Here is a 15,388-nt window from a genome sequence, read left to right on the forward strand (position 1 = left end):
ATCGTTTATGTCGTTGGATACAAATCCTATTACGCCTGATTTCTGCCGGATACAAAATGCCGGACCATAAAAAAACGGGAGGCGCTCAGCCTCCCGTTTTTTTTAATGCACCGAAATTTAAACGACAGCGCTGCTGACTACCGGATAACCGGCATCGCCTATTGCCGCAGCGACCCGCGTCAATTCAGCTCCCGACTGCACGCGCACCTTGCGCTGCGCCAGATCGACTTCTACCTGCGCCTGCGCATCGATGGCCTGTACCGCCTTGGTCACGGCATTGACGCAATGGCCGCAACTCATTTCTTCCACTTGCAATTCATACATGGTGTGACTCCTGGTAGTGAACAACTGCCTACACTGTAGGCCTTGCTACCGTGGGAAGGTCAAGCATGTGCGCATTATATTTTATTGATATTGTGCGCCGCCTGCTGCTTGCGTTCGCTGTATCTGTCGGTCAGGTAATCCGTGCGTCCGCGCAGCAGCAGGGTGAACTTGTACAGCTCTTCCATCACATCGACCAGGCGCTCGTAATAGGGCGATGGTTTCATGCGGCCCGCTTCATCGAATTCTTCATACGCCTTGGCGACCGACGATTGATTCGGGATCGTGAACATGCGCATCCATCTGCCAAGCAGGCGCAGGGTATTGACGGTATTGAACGATTGCGAACCGCCGCTGACCTGCATCACCGCCAGTGTGCGGCCCTGGCTCGGACGAACCGCACCCTGCTCCAGCGGTATCCAGTCGATCTGGTTTTTCATCACGGCGGTGATCGCGCCGTGCCGTTCCGGGCTGCACCAGACCTGGCCTTCCGACCACAGGCTGAGCGCACGCAATTCGACTACCTTCGGATGGCTGTCCGGCACGCTGCCGGCCATCGGAAGATCGCGCGGATCGAAGATGCGTACCTCTGCGCCGAAATGCAGCAGGATGCGCGCGGCTTCTTCAGTCAGGAAGCGGCTGAAGGAACGCTCGCGCAGGGAGCCGTACAAGAGCAGGATGCGCGGCGCATGGTCGAAGGTCTGCGGCGGCGCCAGCTGTTCCAGCGTAGGCGTCTGCAATTGCTCGCCGACAAACGACGGCAGGCTGGTATCGGCAAATGAATTCATGATGAAAGATCAGTTAAGGATTATTGCAGGCGCAGCGCCAGCGCTATCAGCGTCAGCAGCAATACCGGCAGGGTCAGCACGATGCCAACCCTGAAGTAATAGCCCCAGGTGATGCGTATATTCTTGCGCGCCAGCACATGCAGCCACAGCAAAGTAGCCAGGCTGCCGATAGGCGTGATTTTCGGACCGAGATCGCTGCCGATCACATTGGCGTAGATCATCGCCTCGCGCACGGTGCCCTGCGCAATGCTGGCATCGATCGCCAGCGCGCCCACCAGCACGGTCGGCATGTTGTTCATGATGGACGAGAGGAAGGCCGTCAGTACGCCGGTGCCGAGCGCCGCACTCCACACGCCATGCTCGGCAAACTTGTTCAGGATCGCAGCGAGATGATCGGTCAATCCGGCATTGCGCAAGCCGTACACGACCAGATACATGCCCAGCGAAAAAATCACGATTTGCCACGGTGCTTCGCGCAATACCTTGCGGGTAGAAATCACATGGCCGCGGGCGGCAACGGCCAGCAATATGGCTGCGCCTGCCGTTGCCACCGCGCTGATAGGCACGCCTATATGTTCCAGACCGAAGAAGCCCATCAGCAGCAAGGCCAGCACCCACCATCCGGCGCGGAAGGTCGCGGCGTCGCGTATCGCCAGCTGCGGCAGGCGCAACTGACTCAGATCATACGTCGCCGGGATGTCGCGCCTGAAGAACCACAACAACATGCCCAGCGTGGCAGCGATCGATACCAGATTGACCGGCACCATGACGGAAGCGTATTCGGCAAAACCGATATTGAAGAAATCGGCCGAGACGATGTTGACCAGATTCGACACGATCAGCGGCAGACTGGCGGTATCGGCAATGAAGCCGGCTGCCGTGACAAATGCCAGCGTGGCCGCCGGGGAAAATTTTAGGGCCAGCAGCATCGCAATCACGATAGGCGTCAGTATCAGTGCCGCACCGTCGTTGGCAAACAGCGCGGCTACCGCAGCACCCAGCAACACCAGATAGGCGAACAGGCTGCGCCCGTTGCCACGACCCCAGCGCGCCACATGCAGCGCGGCCCACTCGAAAAAACCTGCTTCGTCGAGCAAGAGGCTGATGATGATGACGGCGATGAAGGTGATCGTCGCATTCCAGACTATGCCCCACACGACAGGAATATCGGCCAGCTGCACGACGCCCAGCGCCAGCGCCAGCACGGCTCCCGCCATCGCACTCCAGCCTATGCCCAGTCCCATGGGTTGCCAGATGACGAAAATGATCGTGCCGAGAAAAATCAGGAATGCAGTGAGCATCGATGTGCTTCTTTTAGTATGAACAGGATGGCTGCCGGCACGCCATCAGGCGTGCCGGCAATGAGTAGCTTAGTGAAGAGCGGTATTGCAGCGTCCAGACTACGAACTGGTTTCGCCGATTTTTTTCAACTCGTGCTGGATAGACGTTCTTTCCAGCATCGCCGTCGGCAAGCTGACCAGGATATTTACGCGCGCCATGATTTGACGGAACACCTTGACGAACACGGCGCGTTTTTCTTCATCGCTGCCGGTAGCTGCCGCCGGATCTTCAAAACCCCAGTGCGCGGAAACCGGTTGCCCCGGCCAGTACGGACACACCTCGCCAGCCGCATTGTCGCAAACCGTAATGATGAAATCCATCTGCGGCGCATCCGGCGCGGCATATTCATCCCAGCTCTTGCTGCGCAGCTTGTCCAGCGGATAACCGGTCAGCTTCACCTGCTCGATCGCAAACGGGTTGACCGTGCCGCCCGGCTGACTGCCAGCGCTGTATACCTCGAAACGGCCTTTGCCCATCGTGCTCAGCAAGGCTTCCGCCATGATGCTGCGCGCGGAATTGCCGGTACAGAGAAACAATACCTTGAAAACTTGCTCATTCATTTTCAGTCCTTGATTTCAAAAATTACGCTGATTGATCGTTGCAGGCCGGCGTACACACCGGCGAGCATGGATTGCCGCCGCAACAGTTCTCCGTCATGAATGCAATCAAGCCATTCATCGCATCGAAATTGGCGGCGTAATGGATAAAGCGCCCATCCTGGGTCCCGCTGACCAGACCGGCATGGCTCAATTCCTTCAAATGAAAGGATAGAGAAGATGGCGGTATCGCAAGGTTTTCGCTGATTTTGCTGGCGGCCAGGCCGAACGGGCCGGCTTGCACCAGCAGGCGGAACACGGCGAGCCGGGATTCATGCGCCAGTGCGGCCAAGGTAGTGATTGCTGTTTTCGTTTCCATGATTCGATAATAATCGAAGTATGGAAACAAGGCAATCCATCGATATGATTATTTAAAACTGGAAATGAAAATACTGTGGGGATTGTGGGGCCGCGCTATCCTGTGATCGCGCGGCCCGGAGTTGCACTATTTTTTCGCTTGCTCGCCCAGCCTGGCTTCAGCGATGCGCACTATCACATACGCAACGAGCGCAAACATGAAGAACACCAGCAGCATCCAGGCGATGCCTTGCAGGGTTTCGATTGCGGTTTGATACAACTCCAGCACCCAGCGCTCCAGCGTGAATTCGACCACCTTCGCATCCTTGTCCCAGCGCGATGGCGTGATGTATTTTTCAAACTCGCGCACGCGCACGCCGGACGATACGCCGACCACCAGAATCGCAAATTTCAGATACTTGAGCCATGCGGCACTGATTGCATCCGCGATGATGCGATACAGAATGGCGTTCAGTGGTTTGGAAAAAGCCTTCATGACCGCTACCGATACCGCCAGCGAAATCAATAATGTGACCAGCAACAATAGTATGAACATGACTTTCCTTCAGGACGATCCAGAGCGCCGCACGGTGCTCAAAAGAAATGCAATCGTATTGTCGTCGTGACAGCCTGGCTTCACAAGATATCAATTCGAGAAATCAATTCCGCGAGTGTTGCCTCAGATAGTCGCCGTGCATCCATCATCATAGGTGCCGGACACTGGCCCTGGATAGATTTCTGTATAGAAACATATTTGTTACTTTAAACAATACCGTTGTTAGATACACACAAGCCACATCATAGATAGCAAAAATGACAAATGTTAAATATGGTTACCCCGATGCAACAAATCATGCTGGGCTTGCGTATTCATATAGAATCGTTCTCGCTAATTCGCATTAAAAGTACAAAAAAACCGATTAGCTGATCTTTATGCGCTCTTGAAATTAGCTACGCTTAATAGAATTTTTTTCTTGAAGTCACGTACTCATGTTCACATCGTTTCACACAGATAACGTTGCGCCTCTACCTCTCGGCATGGGCGTATTGTGACGACTTCTGAACCCATGATGATGGGGTCCCTGCTGGACCACCTGGTAGAGATCACCGGCCATCGCGATCACGACTTGCTCGATGTCTCGGTAATGACCGCGCTGTTGAATATGGTCGGCGTCAAGCATGCGCGCGTGCTGGAATTGTTCCAGTCGCGCGGCGATCTTTTGATCCGTCCCCGCATCTGGATCTCGGATGGCAAAGTACAGACTGTGGATGAAGAAAACGAGCATGCAGGCGAACCCATCGTCATGTTTCCCGGCCTGGTGAACTGCATCGCGCAACGCAAGAATCGGATGGAAGAAGCAAGGGACGATGGCCAGCACGCATTGTGGATCCCGATCTGGCAGAACGACAAGGTATCGACCTGCCTCGAAATCGTCAACGACACACCGTTCTCCACGCAGATGCTGCAGGTCATGGAAGGCATACTGAGCGTGTACCGCAATTACCAGAGCCTGCTTGATTACAGCGAACGCGATTCGCTGACAGGCTTGCTGAACCGGAAAACCTTCGATGAAAAATTTGCGCGCATGATCCATGCGCGCTCATCGGATCAACCATCCACCTTGTCCGAAGGCGAACGGCGTCAGCAGGCAGATATCAAGTCGCAGTGGCTGGCGGTCATCGACATCGATCATTTCAAGCGTGTCAACGACGTGTTTGGCCATCTATACGGCGATGAAGTGCTGATCCTGGTCGCCAATGTATTGCGCGCCTCTTTCCGTTCGCAGGATCGCGTGTTCCGTTTTGGCGGCGAAGAATTTGTCGTGCTGCTGCGCTCAGCCACGCTGGCCGATGCGCAAATGGTGTTTGAACGCTTTCGCGAAAATGTGGCGCAGTATGCATTCCCGCAAGTTGGACAAGTCACGGTCAGCGTCGGCTTCGCCAGCATTTCGCAGGAAACCCCGGTGGTCATACTTGGGCGTGCCGACCAGGCACTGTATTACGCCAAGGATCACGGCCGCAACCAGGTCTGCTATTACGATGCCTTGCTCGATCAGGGTCTGCTGCATGCGGACAAGAAAGTTGAATCGGTCGAATTCTTCTTCGACGAGCCGACTGGCAGCTGAACTTTTTTCCCGGCCGGCGCGTTTGGCCCTCACGCTGCTCGGCGTGATATTTTCATCGCATTCCAGCACCCCCTCCCTACCCGTCAGCAAGCCTGTGCAATTGCTGGGATAATCGGCCGCTGGTACTCTTCGCCGCAGCAAGCCCGTCGTTGCCGCCCCCTTCGCCATTCTCTACCGAGCATTTGCCATGAACCCCGGCATTCTTTACGCCCTCTGCGCTTACGTGATCTGGGGCATGTTCCCGATTTACTTCAAGTCACTGCATGAAATCCCGCCGCTCGAAGTTCTGATGTATCGCATGGTGTGGGCGCTGGTGTTTCTCGCCATGGTGCTGAGCGTGCGCAGGCAATGGGCATGGCTGGGGCCGGTCTTGCGGCAGCCGAAAATATTGGCAGGCTTCACGGCCAGTGCGCTGCTATTGTCGAGCAACTGGTTTCTCTACATCTGGGCCGTCAATCAGGATCGCGTGGTCGATGCCAGCCTCGGTTATTTCATGACGCCGCTGGTCAATGTGCTGCTGGGTTCAGTCATCCTGCGCGAGAAACTGCGTCGCCTGCAGTGGATGGCGGTCGGCATGGCGGCACTGGGCGTGCTGTGGCTGACCTGGCAAAGCGGCCATCCGCCATGGGTCAGCCTGATGATAGGCATTACCTTCGGCATGTACGGCCTGTTGCGCAAGACGGCGGCGCTGGGGGCGCTGGAAGGCTTGTCGCTGGAGACCATGTTGCTGTTTCCGCTGGCGCTGATTTCCTTGCTGTACATGAGCGCGCAGGGCGCACACGGATTTGGCGATGCGTCGACGACGACCAAATGGCTGATGATTGCATCCGGCCCGATTACCGCAATACCGCTGCTGATGTTCGCCGCGGCTGCGCGTCTGGTGCCGCTGTCGACGATGGGGCTGATGCAATACATCACGCCTACACTGCAACTGCTGGCGGGCATCTGGCTGTATCACGAGCCCTTCGGCGGTGCGCGCCTGATCGGCTTTGCGGCGATCTGGATTGCACTGCTGCTCTACACAATCGACGGTCTGTGGTCCAGCTACGGACGGGCGAAAAAATCAGCGCAAGACAAAGATAGCGACAAATAAAAAAGGACGGCAGCGCCGTCCTTTTTTATTTGTGCAGCGCTTAACGCGTAGATACGATGCGTTTAAATCTCAACCTTGGTACCGAGTTCAATTACACGGTTCGACGGGATTTGATAGTAGTCAGCCGCGCCGCGCGCATGACGCGACATCGCGACAAAAATATGTTCGCGCCACAAAGCCATGCCGCGCACCGGGTTGGCAACCACGGTCTGGCGTGCGATGAAGAAAGAGGTTTCCATCATTTCGAATTCCAGTCCCTGATCCTGCGCCAGATAAAGTGCAGCCGGAATATCCGGCACGTTCTTGAAGCCGTAACTCACATTCATCTGATAACACTCGTTGCCTAGCACCTCGACGCGGACCTGATCCTCTTGCGGCACATACGGCACTTCCTGCATCAGCACGGTCAGGAACACCACGCGTTCATGCAGCACCTTGTTGTGCGACAGGTTATGCAGCATCGCATGCGGCACGCCATCCGATTCGCCACGCAGGAAAATAGCCGTACCCGGCACACGCACAGGTGGCGAAATAAACAGCGACGCCAGAAAATCTTCCAGTGGAATCGCATGCTTTTGCAGATTCTCGAATACCAGTTCGCGGCCACGCTTCCAGGTCAGCATCATCGTAAACAGGAAGGCGCCGAGCAACAGCGGAAACCAGCCGCCGTGAAACAGCTTCAACATGTTCGCCGAGAAAAAAGCAATATCGATCACCAGGAAAAATCCGGTGGCGGCAAAACACAGTATCAGGTTGTAGTGCCAGCGATAACGAATCACGAAGAATGTCAGTATCGTGGTCACCATCATCGTCGCCGTCACGGCAATGCCGTACGCCGCCGCCAGATTGGACGACGAACCGAAGCCGATCACGGCCAGCACCACCACGATCATTTGCAACCAGTTCACTGCCGGTATGTAAATCTGGCCGATCTGGCTGGCCGATGTAAATTCGATTTTCATGCGTGGCAAAAAGCCCAGCGCAATCGCCTGCTTGGTCATCGAGAAGGTGCCCGAGATCGTTGCCTGCGATGCGATGATCGCCGCCATCGTCGACAGCACGACCAGCGGATACACGCTCCACGAACCAAGCTGCTGATAGAAAGGATTGCTGACAGCCGATGGATTCACCATCAGCAAGGCACCCTGACCGAGGTAATTCAATGCGAGTCCCGGAAAGGCAACCATGAACCACGCCATGCGGATAGGTTTGGCACCGAAGTGACCCATGTCGGCGTACAGTGCTTCCGCGCCGGTAAAGGCCAGCACCACCGCGCCTAGCGAAATGAATGCAATGAAGCGATTGCCATCGAGGAAATGCAGTGCGTACCAGGGATTCAATGCGGCCAGGATTTCCGGTGCATCGATGATGTTGATGATGCCCATCGCTGCCAAGGCAGCAAACCAGATCACCATGATGGGGCCGAACCATTTGCCGATACCGGCGGTACCCTTGGCTTGCAAGGAATACAAGCCGATCAGGATAGCGACCGTCAATGGCACCACATACGGATCGAAGGCGGAGGTGGCCACGCCCAAACCTTCTATCGCCGACAACACGGAAATCGCCGGCGTAATGACGCTGTCGCCATAGAACAGCGTGGCGCCAAACAAGCCCATCGCCATCAGCGGGAAATACCAGCGTGAATGTTTCGTCACCGAAGAAAGCGCCAGCGCCATCAGCGCCATGATGCCGCCTTCGCCGCGATTGTTGGCGCGCAAAACCAGTGTGACGTACTTGAGTGAAACGATGATGATCAAACCCCAGACGATCAGGGAGACGACGCCGAGCAGGTTTTCCGGCGTGAGGGCGAGGCCGTGTTCTTTCGAGAACACTTCTTTCATCGTATAGAGAGGACTGGTGCCGATGTCGCCGTACACGATGCCGACAGCGGCAAGAGTCAATCCAGCGAGACTGCTTTTTTTATCTGGTGTAGCCAAAGAACGCTCTCTTTAGAGGGATGGTGCGTCGCACAATAGGATAAGCCTCACCATAATGCAAGAAAAATGGACGCTATGCATGCACAGTGTTGCGTCGAAGTTGAATCGTATGCGTGCTTATTTACAAAACCGGAAATATGCGGCCCGTAATCGCAGCCTTTCCGATATCGGTTATCCTTGCACCCACTTTCTTTGCAAGCACTCATTTACTGAAACATTACCGAAATTACAATGGCAAATTACGTATACACGATGAATCGCGTGGGCAAGATCGTCCCACCAAAGCGTCAAATCCTGAAAGACATTTCCCTCTCATTCTTCCCCGGCGCAAAAATCGGCGTGCTCGGCTTGAACGGCTCAGGCAAATCGACGCTGTTGAAAATCATGGCTGGCATAGATACCGACATCATAGGCGAAGCACGCCCTGCGCCCAACCTGAATATAGGTTACCTGCCGCAGGAACCGCAACTCGATCCCGAACAAACCGTGCGCCAGGTGGTGGAAGGCGGCCTCGGCGAAGTATTCGAAGCGAAAGCCAAGCTCGACGCCGTGTACGCCGCCTATGCAGAACCGGACGCCGACTTCGATGCGCTCGCCGCCGAACAGGGCCGACTGGAAGCGATCATCTCGACCTCCGCCGGCGACAATCCGGAACAGCAACTGGAAATGGCAGCCGATGCGCTGCGCCTGCCACCATGGGATGCCAAGATAGGCGTACTGTCAGGCGGTGAAAAACGTCGCGTCGCGCTGTGCCGCCTGTTGCTGTCGAAACCAGACATGCTCTTGCTCGATGAGCCGACCAACCATCTGGATGCCGAATCGGTCGACTGGCTCGAGCAATTCCTGCAACGCTTCCCGGGCACCGTGGTCGCCATCACGCATGATCGCTACTTCCTCGACAATGCCGCTGAATGGATACTGGAACTCGATCGCGGCAGCGGCATTCCGTGGAAAGGCAATTACAGTTCATGGCTGCAACAAAAAGGCGATCGTCTGAAGCAGGAAGAAGCCACCGAATCCTCGCGCCAGAAAACCATCGCGAAAGAACTCGAATGGGTACGGCAGAATCCGAAAGGCCGCCAGGCAAAATCGAAAGCCCGTCTGGCCCGCTTCAATGAATTGTCGGAACACGAATACCAGCAGCGCAATGAGACGCAGGAGATCTTCATCCCGGTTGCCGAGCGCCTCGGTAATGAAGTGATCGAATTCAAGAATGTCTCGAAAGCCTTCGGCGATCGCCTGTTGATAGATAACCTCAGCTTCAAAATTCCGCCCGGCGCCATCGTCGGCATCATCGGCCCTAACGGTGCCGGTAAATCGACCTTGTTCAAACTGATCACCGGCAAGGAGCAGCCGGACAGTGGCGAAGTCGTGATCGGCACTACTGCACGCGTGTCTATCGTCGATCAATCGCGCGAGTCGCTCAACGACAGCAAGACCGTGTTTGAAGATGTGACTGGCGGTGCCGACATCCTGACTGTAGGCCGTTTTGAAATGCCATCGCGCGCCTACCTCGGACGCTTCAACTTCAAGGGCGGCGACCAGCAAAAGATCGTCGGCAATCTGTCCGGCGGTGAACGCGGCCGCTTGCATTTGGCCAAAACCCTGCTGATGGGCGGCAACGTGCTGCTGCTGGATGAACCGTCGAACGATCTGGACGTGGAAACCCTGCGCGCACTGGAAGATGCCTTGCTGGAATTCGCCGGCTCCGTGCTGGTGATTTCGCATGATCGCTGGTTCCTCGATCGTATCGCGACCCACATCCTCGCCTTTGAAGGCAATTCGCAAGTATCGTTCTTCGATGGTAACTATCAGGAATACGAAGCAGACAAGCGCAAGCGTCTGGGTGAAGAAGGTGCGAAACCCAAGCGTATCCGTTACAAGCCGCTGTCGGTTTAACTGGATGCTTCCGCAGTGATGGAAAACGGCAATCTGTTTCAACACATCCCTGCGGAACTTCCTGACGAGTTGGCAGAAACCCTGCTCACTTCCGGCACGCTGAAGATAGAGCGCATCGTCTCCCAAGGGCATCGCTCGGCGCCAGGCTGCTGGTATGACCAGGACTTGGGTGAGTGGGTCGTGCTGTTGAAAGGCGAAGCGGGTTTGCGCTTTGCCAAAGACGAGCACACCATGCATCTCACCCCCGGCATGTACGTCCATATCCCGGCGCATGAAAAACACAGGGTCGAGTGGACCAGCGCAGAAGAAGCAACGGTGTGGCTGGCTGTCTTTTATTGAATCCGAAAATAGCCGCGCCATCCATACTGACTCTCATTGCATGTACCAGCTAGCCGCAGCCGCCACCGCCGAAATCGAAATCAAGAAGAGCCGCTTCATAGGCTTGCTGTATCCATTGAGCACGCGTGCCGAAGCGCGTGCGAAGCTGGCGGAGCTGCGCGCCCAGCATCCGAACGCCGTGCATGTCTGCTGGGTCTTGCTGTGCGAGGGCGACTCCGGCCTCGATGATGATGGCGAACCGTCGGGTACGGCGGCGCGGCCCATGTACAACGTGCTGGTGCACAAGGATGTCTTCAATGTGCTGGCAGTAGTCGTGCGTTACTGGGGCGGAATCAAGCTGGGCGCCGGCGGCCTCGCACGCGCTTATGGCCAGGCCATTTCAGAAGCGATCAAGACGGCGGAACTGGTGCCGGTCGAGCCCATGTGCGAACGACGCTTTGTGCTGCAGTTTGCTGATGAATCAACGCTGCGGCGACTGTGCGAACAATACGAAGTTGCCGTGCTGGATGCGCAATACGGTGATGCGGTGACGCTGCTATTGAAAATGAAATGCAGTCAGGCAGATGCATTTACGCGGCAGGCTTTTGATTTGATGCGCGGTGCGCTGGAAGTACGTGGTGAAGCGGATTGAAATGTATCGCGCCCTACTGTCTGCTGTCATTCCCGCGTAGGCGGGAATGACAGTTGGAGATTAAATCATTTCCAGCGATTCCGGGCCGCTAGGCGGCGGGAAAACATCATCCAGGTCCGCCAGGTCTTGCGGCGTCAATTGCAGGTCGAGCGCGGCACGATTTTCCTGTACATGGCGCGGCGTTGCCGCTTTGGGAATCGCGATCACGCCCTGCTGACGCAACACCCACGCCAGTGCAATCTGCGCCGGCGTGACGCCGTGCCGGTCGGCAATTTCCTCGATCTCTGGATATTCAGCCAAGCGCCCCTGCTCGATAGGCGAATATGCCATCACAGGCAAACCGCGCGCCTGCGCTTGCGGCAACAGGTCGTATTCAATGCCGCGCCGCGTCAGGTTGTACAAAACCTGATTCGTCGCCATCGCAGCGCCACCTGATGCCCGCGCAATTTCCTGCATGTCGTCGACATCCATATTGCTGACGCCCCAGTGACGGATTTTTCCCGCATCCTGCAGCGCCTCGAACGCAGCGATGGTTTCGGCAAATGGCGTGCGGCCGCGCCAGTGCAACAGATACAGATCGATACGATCGGTGCCCAGACGTTTCAGGCTGCGTTCGCAGGCAGCGATCGTGCCGCTGCGCGTTGCATTGCTCGGCAAGACCTTGCTAACCAAGAACACTTCGTCACGACGGCCCGCAATCGCCGCGCCCACCAGTTTTTCCGAGGCACCGTCGCCATACATTTCCGCCGTATCGATCAGCGTCATGCCGAGATCTAGCCCCAGCCGCAGGCTGGCAATTTCATCGGCACGGCGGCGCGGCTCATCGCCCATGTACCAGGTACCCTGGCCGAGCACCGGTATTGCTACACCGGATGGAAGTTTGGTCTTGCGCATATGCACCTTTCAAATTGTTTTCAGAAACGCAGGACGCGCTTTTATCATGAGGGCTTAATCCACGGCTTCAATTTGCTGCGCAATGCGCCTTCGTTGTAACCGTGCAAGACATCTGTACCTATGACGATCAGCGGCACGCCATTGCCACCGAGTTTTTTGTGGCCTTCGTAACCGGCGCTGGTTTTTTCTACATCCAGCTCGACGTAATCGATGCCGTTATCTTCAAACAGCTTGCGCGCGGCGGCACAATAACCGCACCATTCAGTCGCATACAGTGTCACTGCCGGCTGCGCAGTCGCAACGACTGTCAGCGGCGCGTTCTTGCTGGACCACAGTGGTTTGCCAAAAAATATTCCGCCACCGAACACGGCGAGTATGACTATCCATTTGAGCGCGCCGGATGAGGATTTGCTTGTTGCCGCCGGTCCGCCATATCGACCGTAGTTGACTGGTGCCGGCTCACCTCCCGCCTTGATATAGGCGACCTGGCAAGATGGGCATTGCCATTCCGGCGCTTCATCAGTTGGCTTGCGGGCGTATGAACACTTCGGGCAGATGCGCGTCATGATGAGGGAGCTTGTTATATGAATTTTTTCATTATACGTAAATGCAAGGTACGTCCGCAGCAGCAGGCGTCTGACATGCGGGTTGCCGCAAACCTGGCCGTATAATGCCGGATGTCAGGAGAGCGCCAGCGATCTTTGCAGACATCGCGTCCCGCGACCCAACCCACACATCTGAACCTCATGCGCCTCGCCTCGGAAAAATATCGCCTGCTCAGCTGGATCAGCATCTTGCTGGTTACCGGCTTCCTGACCACGATAGGTGCCAGCTATATTGTTTCGCGCGACGCGATCCGTCAAAACGTGGTCGAACAGGAGCTACCGCTCACCAGCGACAACATCTATTCGGAAATCCAGAAAGACATACTGCGCCCTATCTTCATCTCGTCGCTGATGGCAAGCGACACCTTCCTGCGCGACTGGATCATTGCCGGCGAAACCGACATGGAGCAGATCAAGCGCTACCTGAAAGAGGTCAAGGAAAAATACAACACGATCACCAGCTTCATGGTTTCGGAACGCACGCATCACTATTACTACGCCGACGGCTTGCTGAAAACGGTAAAGGAAAATGAGCCGCGCGATATCTGGTTTTACCGGGTGCGGGCACTCAAGACTGACTATGAAACCAATGTCGACATAGACATGGGCAACCGCGATACGATGACCATCTTCATCAACCATCGCGTGCTGGATTACGACGGCAATTTCATCGGCGCCACTGGCGTCGGGCTGGCGCTGGATACGATGACCGATATTCTGGACAGCTATCAGACGCGCTTCCATCGCAATATCTATTTCATCGACAAGGATGGCATCATCAAGATGACCGGCAAATCGATGAAGGATGTCCATGGATCGATCACTGCATTACCCGGCGTCTCGACTATCGCCAAAGACATATTGAACCGCAGCAGCACGCCGACCCAGCTCGAGTATCAGCACAATGGCGTGACAGTTTTGATGAGCTCACGCTTCATACCGGAACTGGACTGGTATCTGCTGGTGGAGCAAAGCATCAGCGATAATGTAAAGCCTATCCAGCGCGTCTTCATCGTCAACATCATCATCAGCGCCATCGTGACCCTGCTGATTCTGGCGCTGACCTTGTTTGCCGTCAACCGCTACCAGCGGCGACTGCTCGCCATCGCCGGCACCGACTCACTGACCGGTTTGCTGAACCGGCAGGCATTTGAAATCGTGTTCCAGCAAGCGATACTCGATAGCGAACGCCGCGGCAGCCCGCTTTCCACTATCCTGTTCGATATTGATTTTTTCAAACTGGTAAATGACAATCATGGCCATCTTGCCGGCGACCGTATCCTGCAGAAAATAGCCGCCCTCACAAAAGAAGCCGTGCGCGAAAGCGATATCGTTACCCGCTGGGGCGGAGAGGAATTCCTGATACTCTTGCAGGATTGTCCACTGGCGCAGGCAACGACGATTGCAGAAAAGCTGCGCCACATCATCGCCAGCCACGATTTCGAATTGCCCGGCAGCGCACTCTCGCTCACCGCCAGCATGGGCGTGGCCGAATATGAAAACCGCGAAACCCTGAACAGCTTCTTCGCGCGTGCCGACACGGCGCTGTATCAGGCAAAAGCCGAGGGTCGCAACCGCATCGTAGTCTCCGCCAGCACTGCCACGGCCGTCATATAAAATACTTCTGCAAGTGCGCTATCGGCAAACCGGGACTACAGGCCTTACACTAGCGTTTCTATGATGATGCAACCGTACTCATGCAAATGAACCAGGCAAAAACCAGCGCGATGGGCGCGGCACTTTCCGCTCAACAGATCGCGCAATTCGAAACCGACGGCTATCTGCTATTCAAAAACATGCTGGAGCCAGCCGCCTGCGTACAGATGCTGGCGGTCGCGCAACAGCAGCTGCACGCTGCTCTGCCGCCGCTGGAATACGAGGCGGAACTGGGCTACGCTGGCGCGCCCGCATCGCTGGATGCAGAAGGCGGCAGAACGGTGCGCCGCCTGCGTGGCGCCTATGACAGGGACGACTGCTTCCGCAACTGGGCCAGGGATACGCGCGTCGTGGCCAAGCTTGAACAGTTATTCGACGAACCGGTATGCCTGACGCTGGCGCATCACAATTGCGTGATGACCAAGCATCCGCAATACGGCACAGCAACCGGCTGGCACCGCGATATCCGTTACTGGTCCTTCACGCAACCGGACCTGATTTGCGTATGGTTGGCGCTGGGCGATGAAACATCCGCCAACGGCGGCTTGAAATTCATCCCCGGCTCGCATCGGTGGGACATCGCCGATGAGCAGCTAGACGAACTGGATTTTCTGCGCCCCGAACATCCGGCCAACCAGGCCTTGTTCGCGCAGGGAATATCTGTCGACCTGCAGCAGGGCGATGTCGTGTTTTTCCATAGCCGCCTGTTTCATGCAGCCGGCGTGAATGCCACGCCAGCCGTCAAGACTTCTATTGCCTTCGCCTATCATGGCTGCAGCAACCAGCCTGTCGCAGGCAGCCGCTCGGCGGCATCGGGCGATGTGCGACTGACAGCCTGAGGCTTTACTGCCTGCCCCCAGCC

General features: G+C 56.2%; 16 protein-coding genes. 7 read left to right on the plus strand and 9 right to left on the minus strand.

Annotation, left to right across the window (positions count from 1 at the left end):
• Positions 1-117: 117 nt before the first annotated feature.
• The 6 genes from Q7T06_RS09430 to Q7T06_RS09455 form a co-directional block, all read right to left on the minus strand.
• A complete protein-coding gene (locus tag Q7T06_RS09430) occupies positions 118-324 on the minus strand; it encodes a heavy-metal-associated domain-containing protein (RefSeq protein WP_304783980.1) in 207 nt (68 codons plus the stop codon).
• Between the two features lie 74 nt (positions 325-398).
• Positions 399-1,109: an arsenical resistance protein ArsH gene (gene arsH, locus Q7T06_RS09435; protein WP_304783982.1), complete on the minus strand. Its 711-nt coding sequence runs from the start codon at positions 1,107-1,109 to the stop codon at positions 399-401.
• A 20-nt stretch (positions 1,110-1,129) separates the two neighbouring features.
• Positions 1,130-2,410 (minus strand): arsenic transporter, encoded by a 1,281-nt coding sequence (locus tag Q7T06_RS09440; RefSeq protein ID WP_304783984.1) that lies wholly within the window; start codon positions 2,408-2,410, stop codon positions 1,130-1,132.
• A gap of 99 nt (positions 2,411-2,509) precedes the next feature.
• The gene (locus Q7T06_RS09445; protein WP_304783986.1) at positions 2,510-3,010 is read right to left on the minus strand and encodes an arsenate reductase ArsC; all 501 of its coding nucleotides are present in this window, start codon (positions 3,008-3,010) and stop codon (positions 2,510-2,512) included.
• A 22-nt stretch (positions 3,011-3,032) separates the two neighbouring features.
• A complete protein-coding gene (locus Q7T06_RS09450) occupies positions 3,033-3,365 on the minus strand; it encodes a helix-turn-helix transcriptional regulator (protein ID WP_304783988.1) in 333 nt (110 codons plus the stop codon).
• A gap of 126 nt (positions 3,366-3,491) precedes the next feature.
• Entirely contained in the window at positions 3,492-3,899 is a 408-nt protein-coding gene (locus Q7T06_RS09455; RefSeq protein ID WP_304783990.1) for a hypothetical protein, read from the minus strand.
• A 514-nt stretch (positions 3,900-4,413) separates the two neighbouring features.
• Between Q7T06_RS09455 and Q7T06_RS09460 the strand changes: the two genes are divergently transcribed.
• Positions 4,414-5,469 (plus strand): GGDEF domain-containing protein, encoded by a 1,056-nt coding sequence (locus Q7T06_RS09460; protein WP_370652358.1) that lies wholly within the window; start codon positions 4,414-4,416, stop codon positions 5,467-5,469.
• Positions 5,470-5,656: 187 nt separating this feature from the next.
• Positions 5,657-6,562, plus strand: a complete 906-nt coding sequence (gene rarD, locus Q7T06_RS09465; protein ID WP_304783993.1) for an EamA family transporter RarD — start codon at positions 5,657-5,659, stop codon at positions 6,560-6,562.
• Between the two features lie 62 nt (positions 6,563-6,624).
• Here rarD and Q7T06_RS09470 read toward each other — a convergent pair whose 3' ends face one another.
• Entirely contained in the window at positions 6,625-8,502 is a 1,878-nt protein-coding gene (locus Q7T06_RS09470) for a potassium transporter Kup (protein ID WP_304783995.1), read from the minus strand.
• A gap of 231 nt (positions 8,503-8,733) precedes the next feature.
• On the opposite strand from Q7T06_RS09470, the gene ettA reads away from it, so the two are divergent.
• From ettA to Q7T06_RS09485, 3 genes are read left to right on the plus strand one after another with little or no spacing between them, the layout of a single operon-like run.
• Positions 8,734-10,401 (plus strand): energy-dependent translational throttle protein EttA, encoded by a 1,668-nt coding sequence (gene ettA / locus Q7T06_RS09475; protein ID WP_304783997.1) that lies wholly within the window; start codon positions 8,734-8,736, stop codon positions 10,399-10,401.
• A gap of 18 nt (positions 10,402-10,419) precedes the next feature.
• Complete coding sequence (locus tag Q7T06_RS09480) at positions 10,420-10,740, plus strand: cupin domain-containing protein (protein ID WP_304783999.1); 321 nt, start codon at positions 10,420-10,422, stop codon at positions 10,738-10,740.
• 40 nt (positions 10,741-10,780) lie between these two features.
• Positions 10,781-11,371: a YigZ family protein gene (locus Q7T06_RS09485; protein WP_304784000.1), complete on the plus strand. Its 591-nt coding sequence runs from the start codon at positions 10,781-10,783 to the stop codon at positions 11,369-11,371.
• Between the two features lie 60 nt (positions 11,372-11,431).
• Here Q7T06_RS09485 and Q7T06_RS09490 read toward each other — a convergent pair whose 3' ends face one another.
• Together Q7T06_RS09490 and Q7T06_RS09495 are read right to left on the minus strand one after the other, a co-directional pair.
• A complete protein-coding gene (locus Q7T06_RS09490; protein ID WP_304784002.1) occupies positions 11,432-12,265 on the minus strand; it encodes an aldo/keto reductase in 834 nt (277 codons plus the stop codon).
• Between the two features lie 44 nt (positions 12,266-12,309).
• Positions 12,310-12,831, minus strand: coding sequence for a glutaredoxin family protein (locus Q7T06_RS09495; RefSeq protein WP_304784005.1), 522 nt, complete (start codon positions 12,829-12,831; stop codon positions 12,310-12,312).
• 180 nt (positions 12,832-13,011) lie between these two features.
• Between Q7T06_RS09495 and Q7T06_RS09500 the strand changes: the two genes are divergently transcribed.
• Positions 13,012-14,487, plus strand: coding sequence for a sensor domain-containing diguanylate cyclase (locus Q7T06_RS09500; RefSeq protein WP_304784007.1), 1,476 nt, complete (start codon positions 13,012-13,014; stop codon positions 14,485-14,487).
• 110 nt (positions 14,488-14,597) lie between these two features.
• Positions 14,598-15,365, plus strand: a complete 768-nt coding sequence (locus tag Q7T06_RS09505; RefSeq protein ID WP_304784011.1) for a phytanoyl-CoA dioxygenase family protein — start codon at positions 14,598-14,600, stop codon at positions 15,363-15,365.
• Positions 15,366-15,388 lie beyond the last annotated feature (23 nt).

This window comes from Herminiimonas sp. (assembly GCF_030645555.1).
Lineage (GTDB): Bacteria > Pseudomonadota > Gammaproteobacteria > Burkholderiales > Burkholderiaceae_D > Oxalicibacterium.

Bases quoted from the DNA above. Each gene is read 5' to 3' on its own strand.
- Q7T06_RS09430 (WP_304783980.1), bottom strand. From the start codon at position 324: ATGTATGAATTGCAAGTGGAAGAAATGAGTTGCGGCCATTGCGTCAAT.
- arsH (WP_304783982.1), bottom strand. From the start codon at position 1,109: ATGAATTCATTTGCCGATACCAGCCTGCCGTCGTTTGTCGGCGAGCAA.
- Q7T06_RS09440 (WP_304783984.1), bottom strand. From the start codon at position 2,410: ATGCTCACTGCATTCCTGATTTTTCTCGGCACGATCATTTTCGTCATC.
- Q7T06_RS09445 (WP_304783986.1), bottom strand. From the start codon at position 3,010: ATGAATGAGCAAGTTTTCAAGGTATTGTTTCTCTGTACCGGCAATTCC.
- Q7T06_RS09450 (WP_304783988.1), bottom strand. From the start codon at position 3,365: ATGGAAACGAAAACAGCAATCACTACCTTGGCCGCACTGGCGCATGAA.
- Q7T06_RS09455 (WP_304783990.1), bottom strand. From the start codon at position 3,899: ATGTTCATACTATTGTTGCTGGTCACATTATTGATTTCGCTGGCGGTA.
- Q7T06_RS09460 (WP_370652358.1), top strand. From the start codon at position 4,414: ATGATGGGGTCCCTGCTGGACCACCTGGTAGAGATCACCGGCCATCGC.
- rarD (WP_304783993.1), top strand. From the start codon at position 5,657: ATGAACCCCGGCATTCTTTACGCCCTCTGCGCTTACGTGATCTGGGGC.
- ettA (WP_304783997.1), top strand. From the start codon at position 8,734: ATGGCAAATTACGTATACACGATGAATCGCGTGGGCAAGATCGTCCCA.
- Q7T06_RS09480 (WP_304783999.1), top strand. From the start codon at position 10,420: ATGGAAAACGGCAATCTGTTTCAACACATCCCTGCGGAACTTCCTGAC.
- Q7T06_RS09485 (WP_304784000.1), top strand. From the start codon at position 10,781: ATGTACCAGCTAGCCGCAGCCGCCACCGCCGAAATCGAAATCAAGAAG.
- Q7T06_RS09490 (WP_304784002.1), bottom strand. From the start codon at position 12,265: ATGCGCAAGACCAAACTTCCATCCGGTGTAGCAATACCGGTGCTCGGC.
- Q7T06_RS09495 (WP_304784005.1), bottom strand. From the start codon at position 12,831: ATGACGCGCATCTGCCCGAAGTGTTCATACGCCCGCAAGCCAACTGAT.
- Q7T06_RS09500 (WP_304784007.1), top strand. From the start codon at position 13,012: ATGCGCCTCGCCTCGGAAAAATATCGCCTGCTCAGCTGGATCAGCATC.
- Q7T06_RS09505 (WP_304784011.1), top strand. From the start codon at position 14,598: ATGGGCGCGGCACTTTCCGCTCAACAGATCGCGCAATTCGAAACCGAC.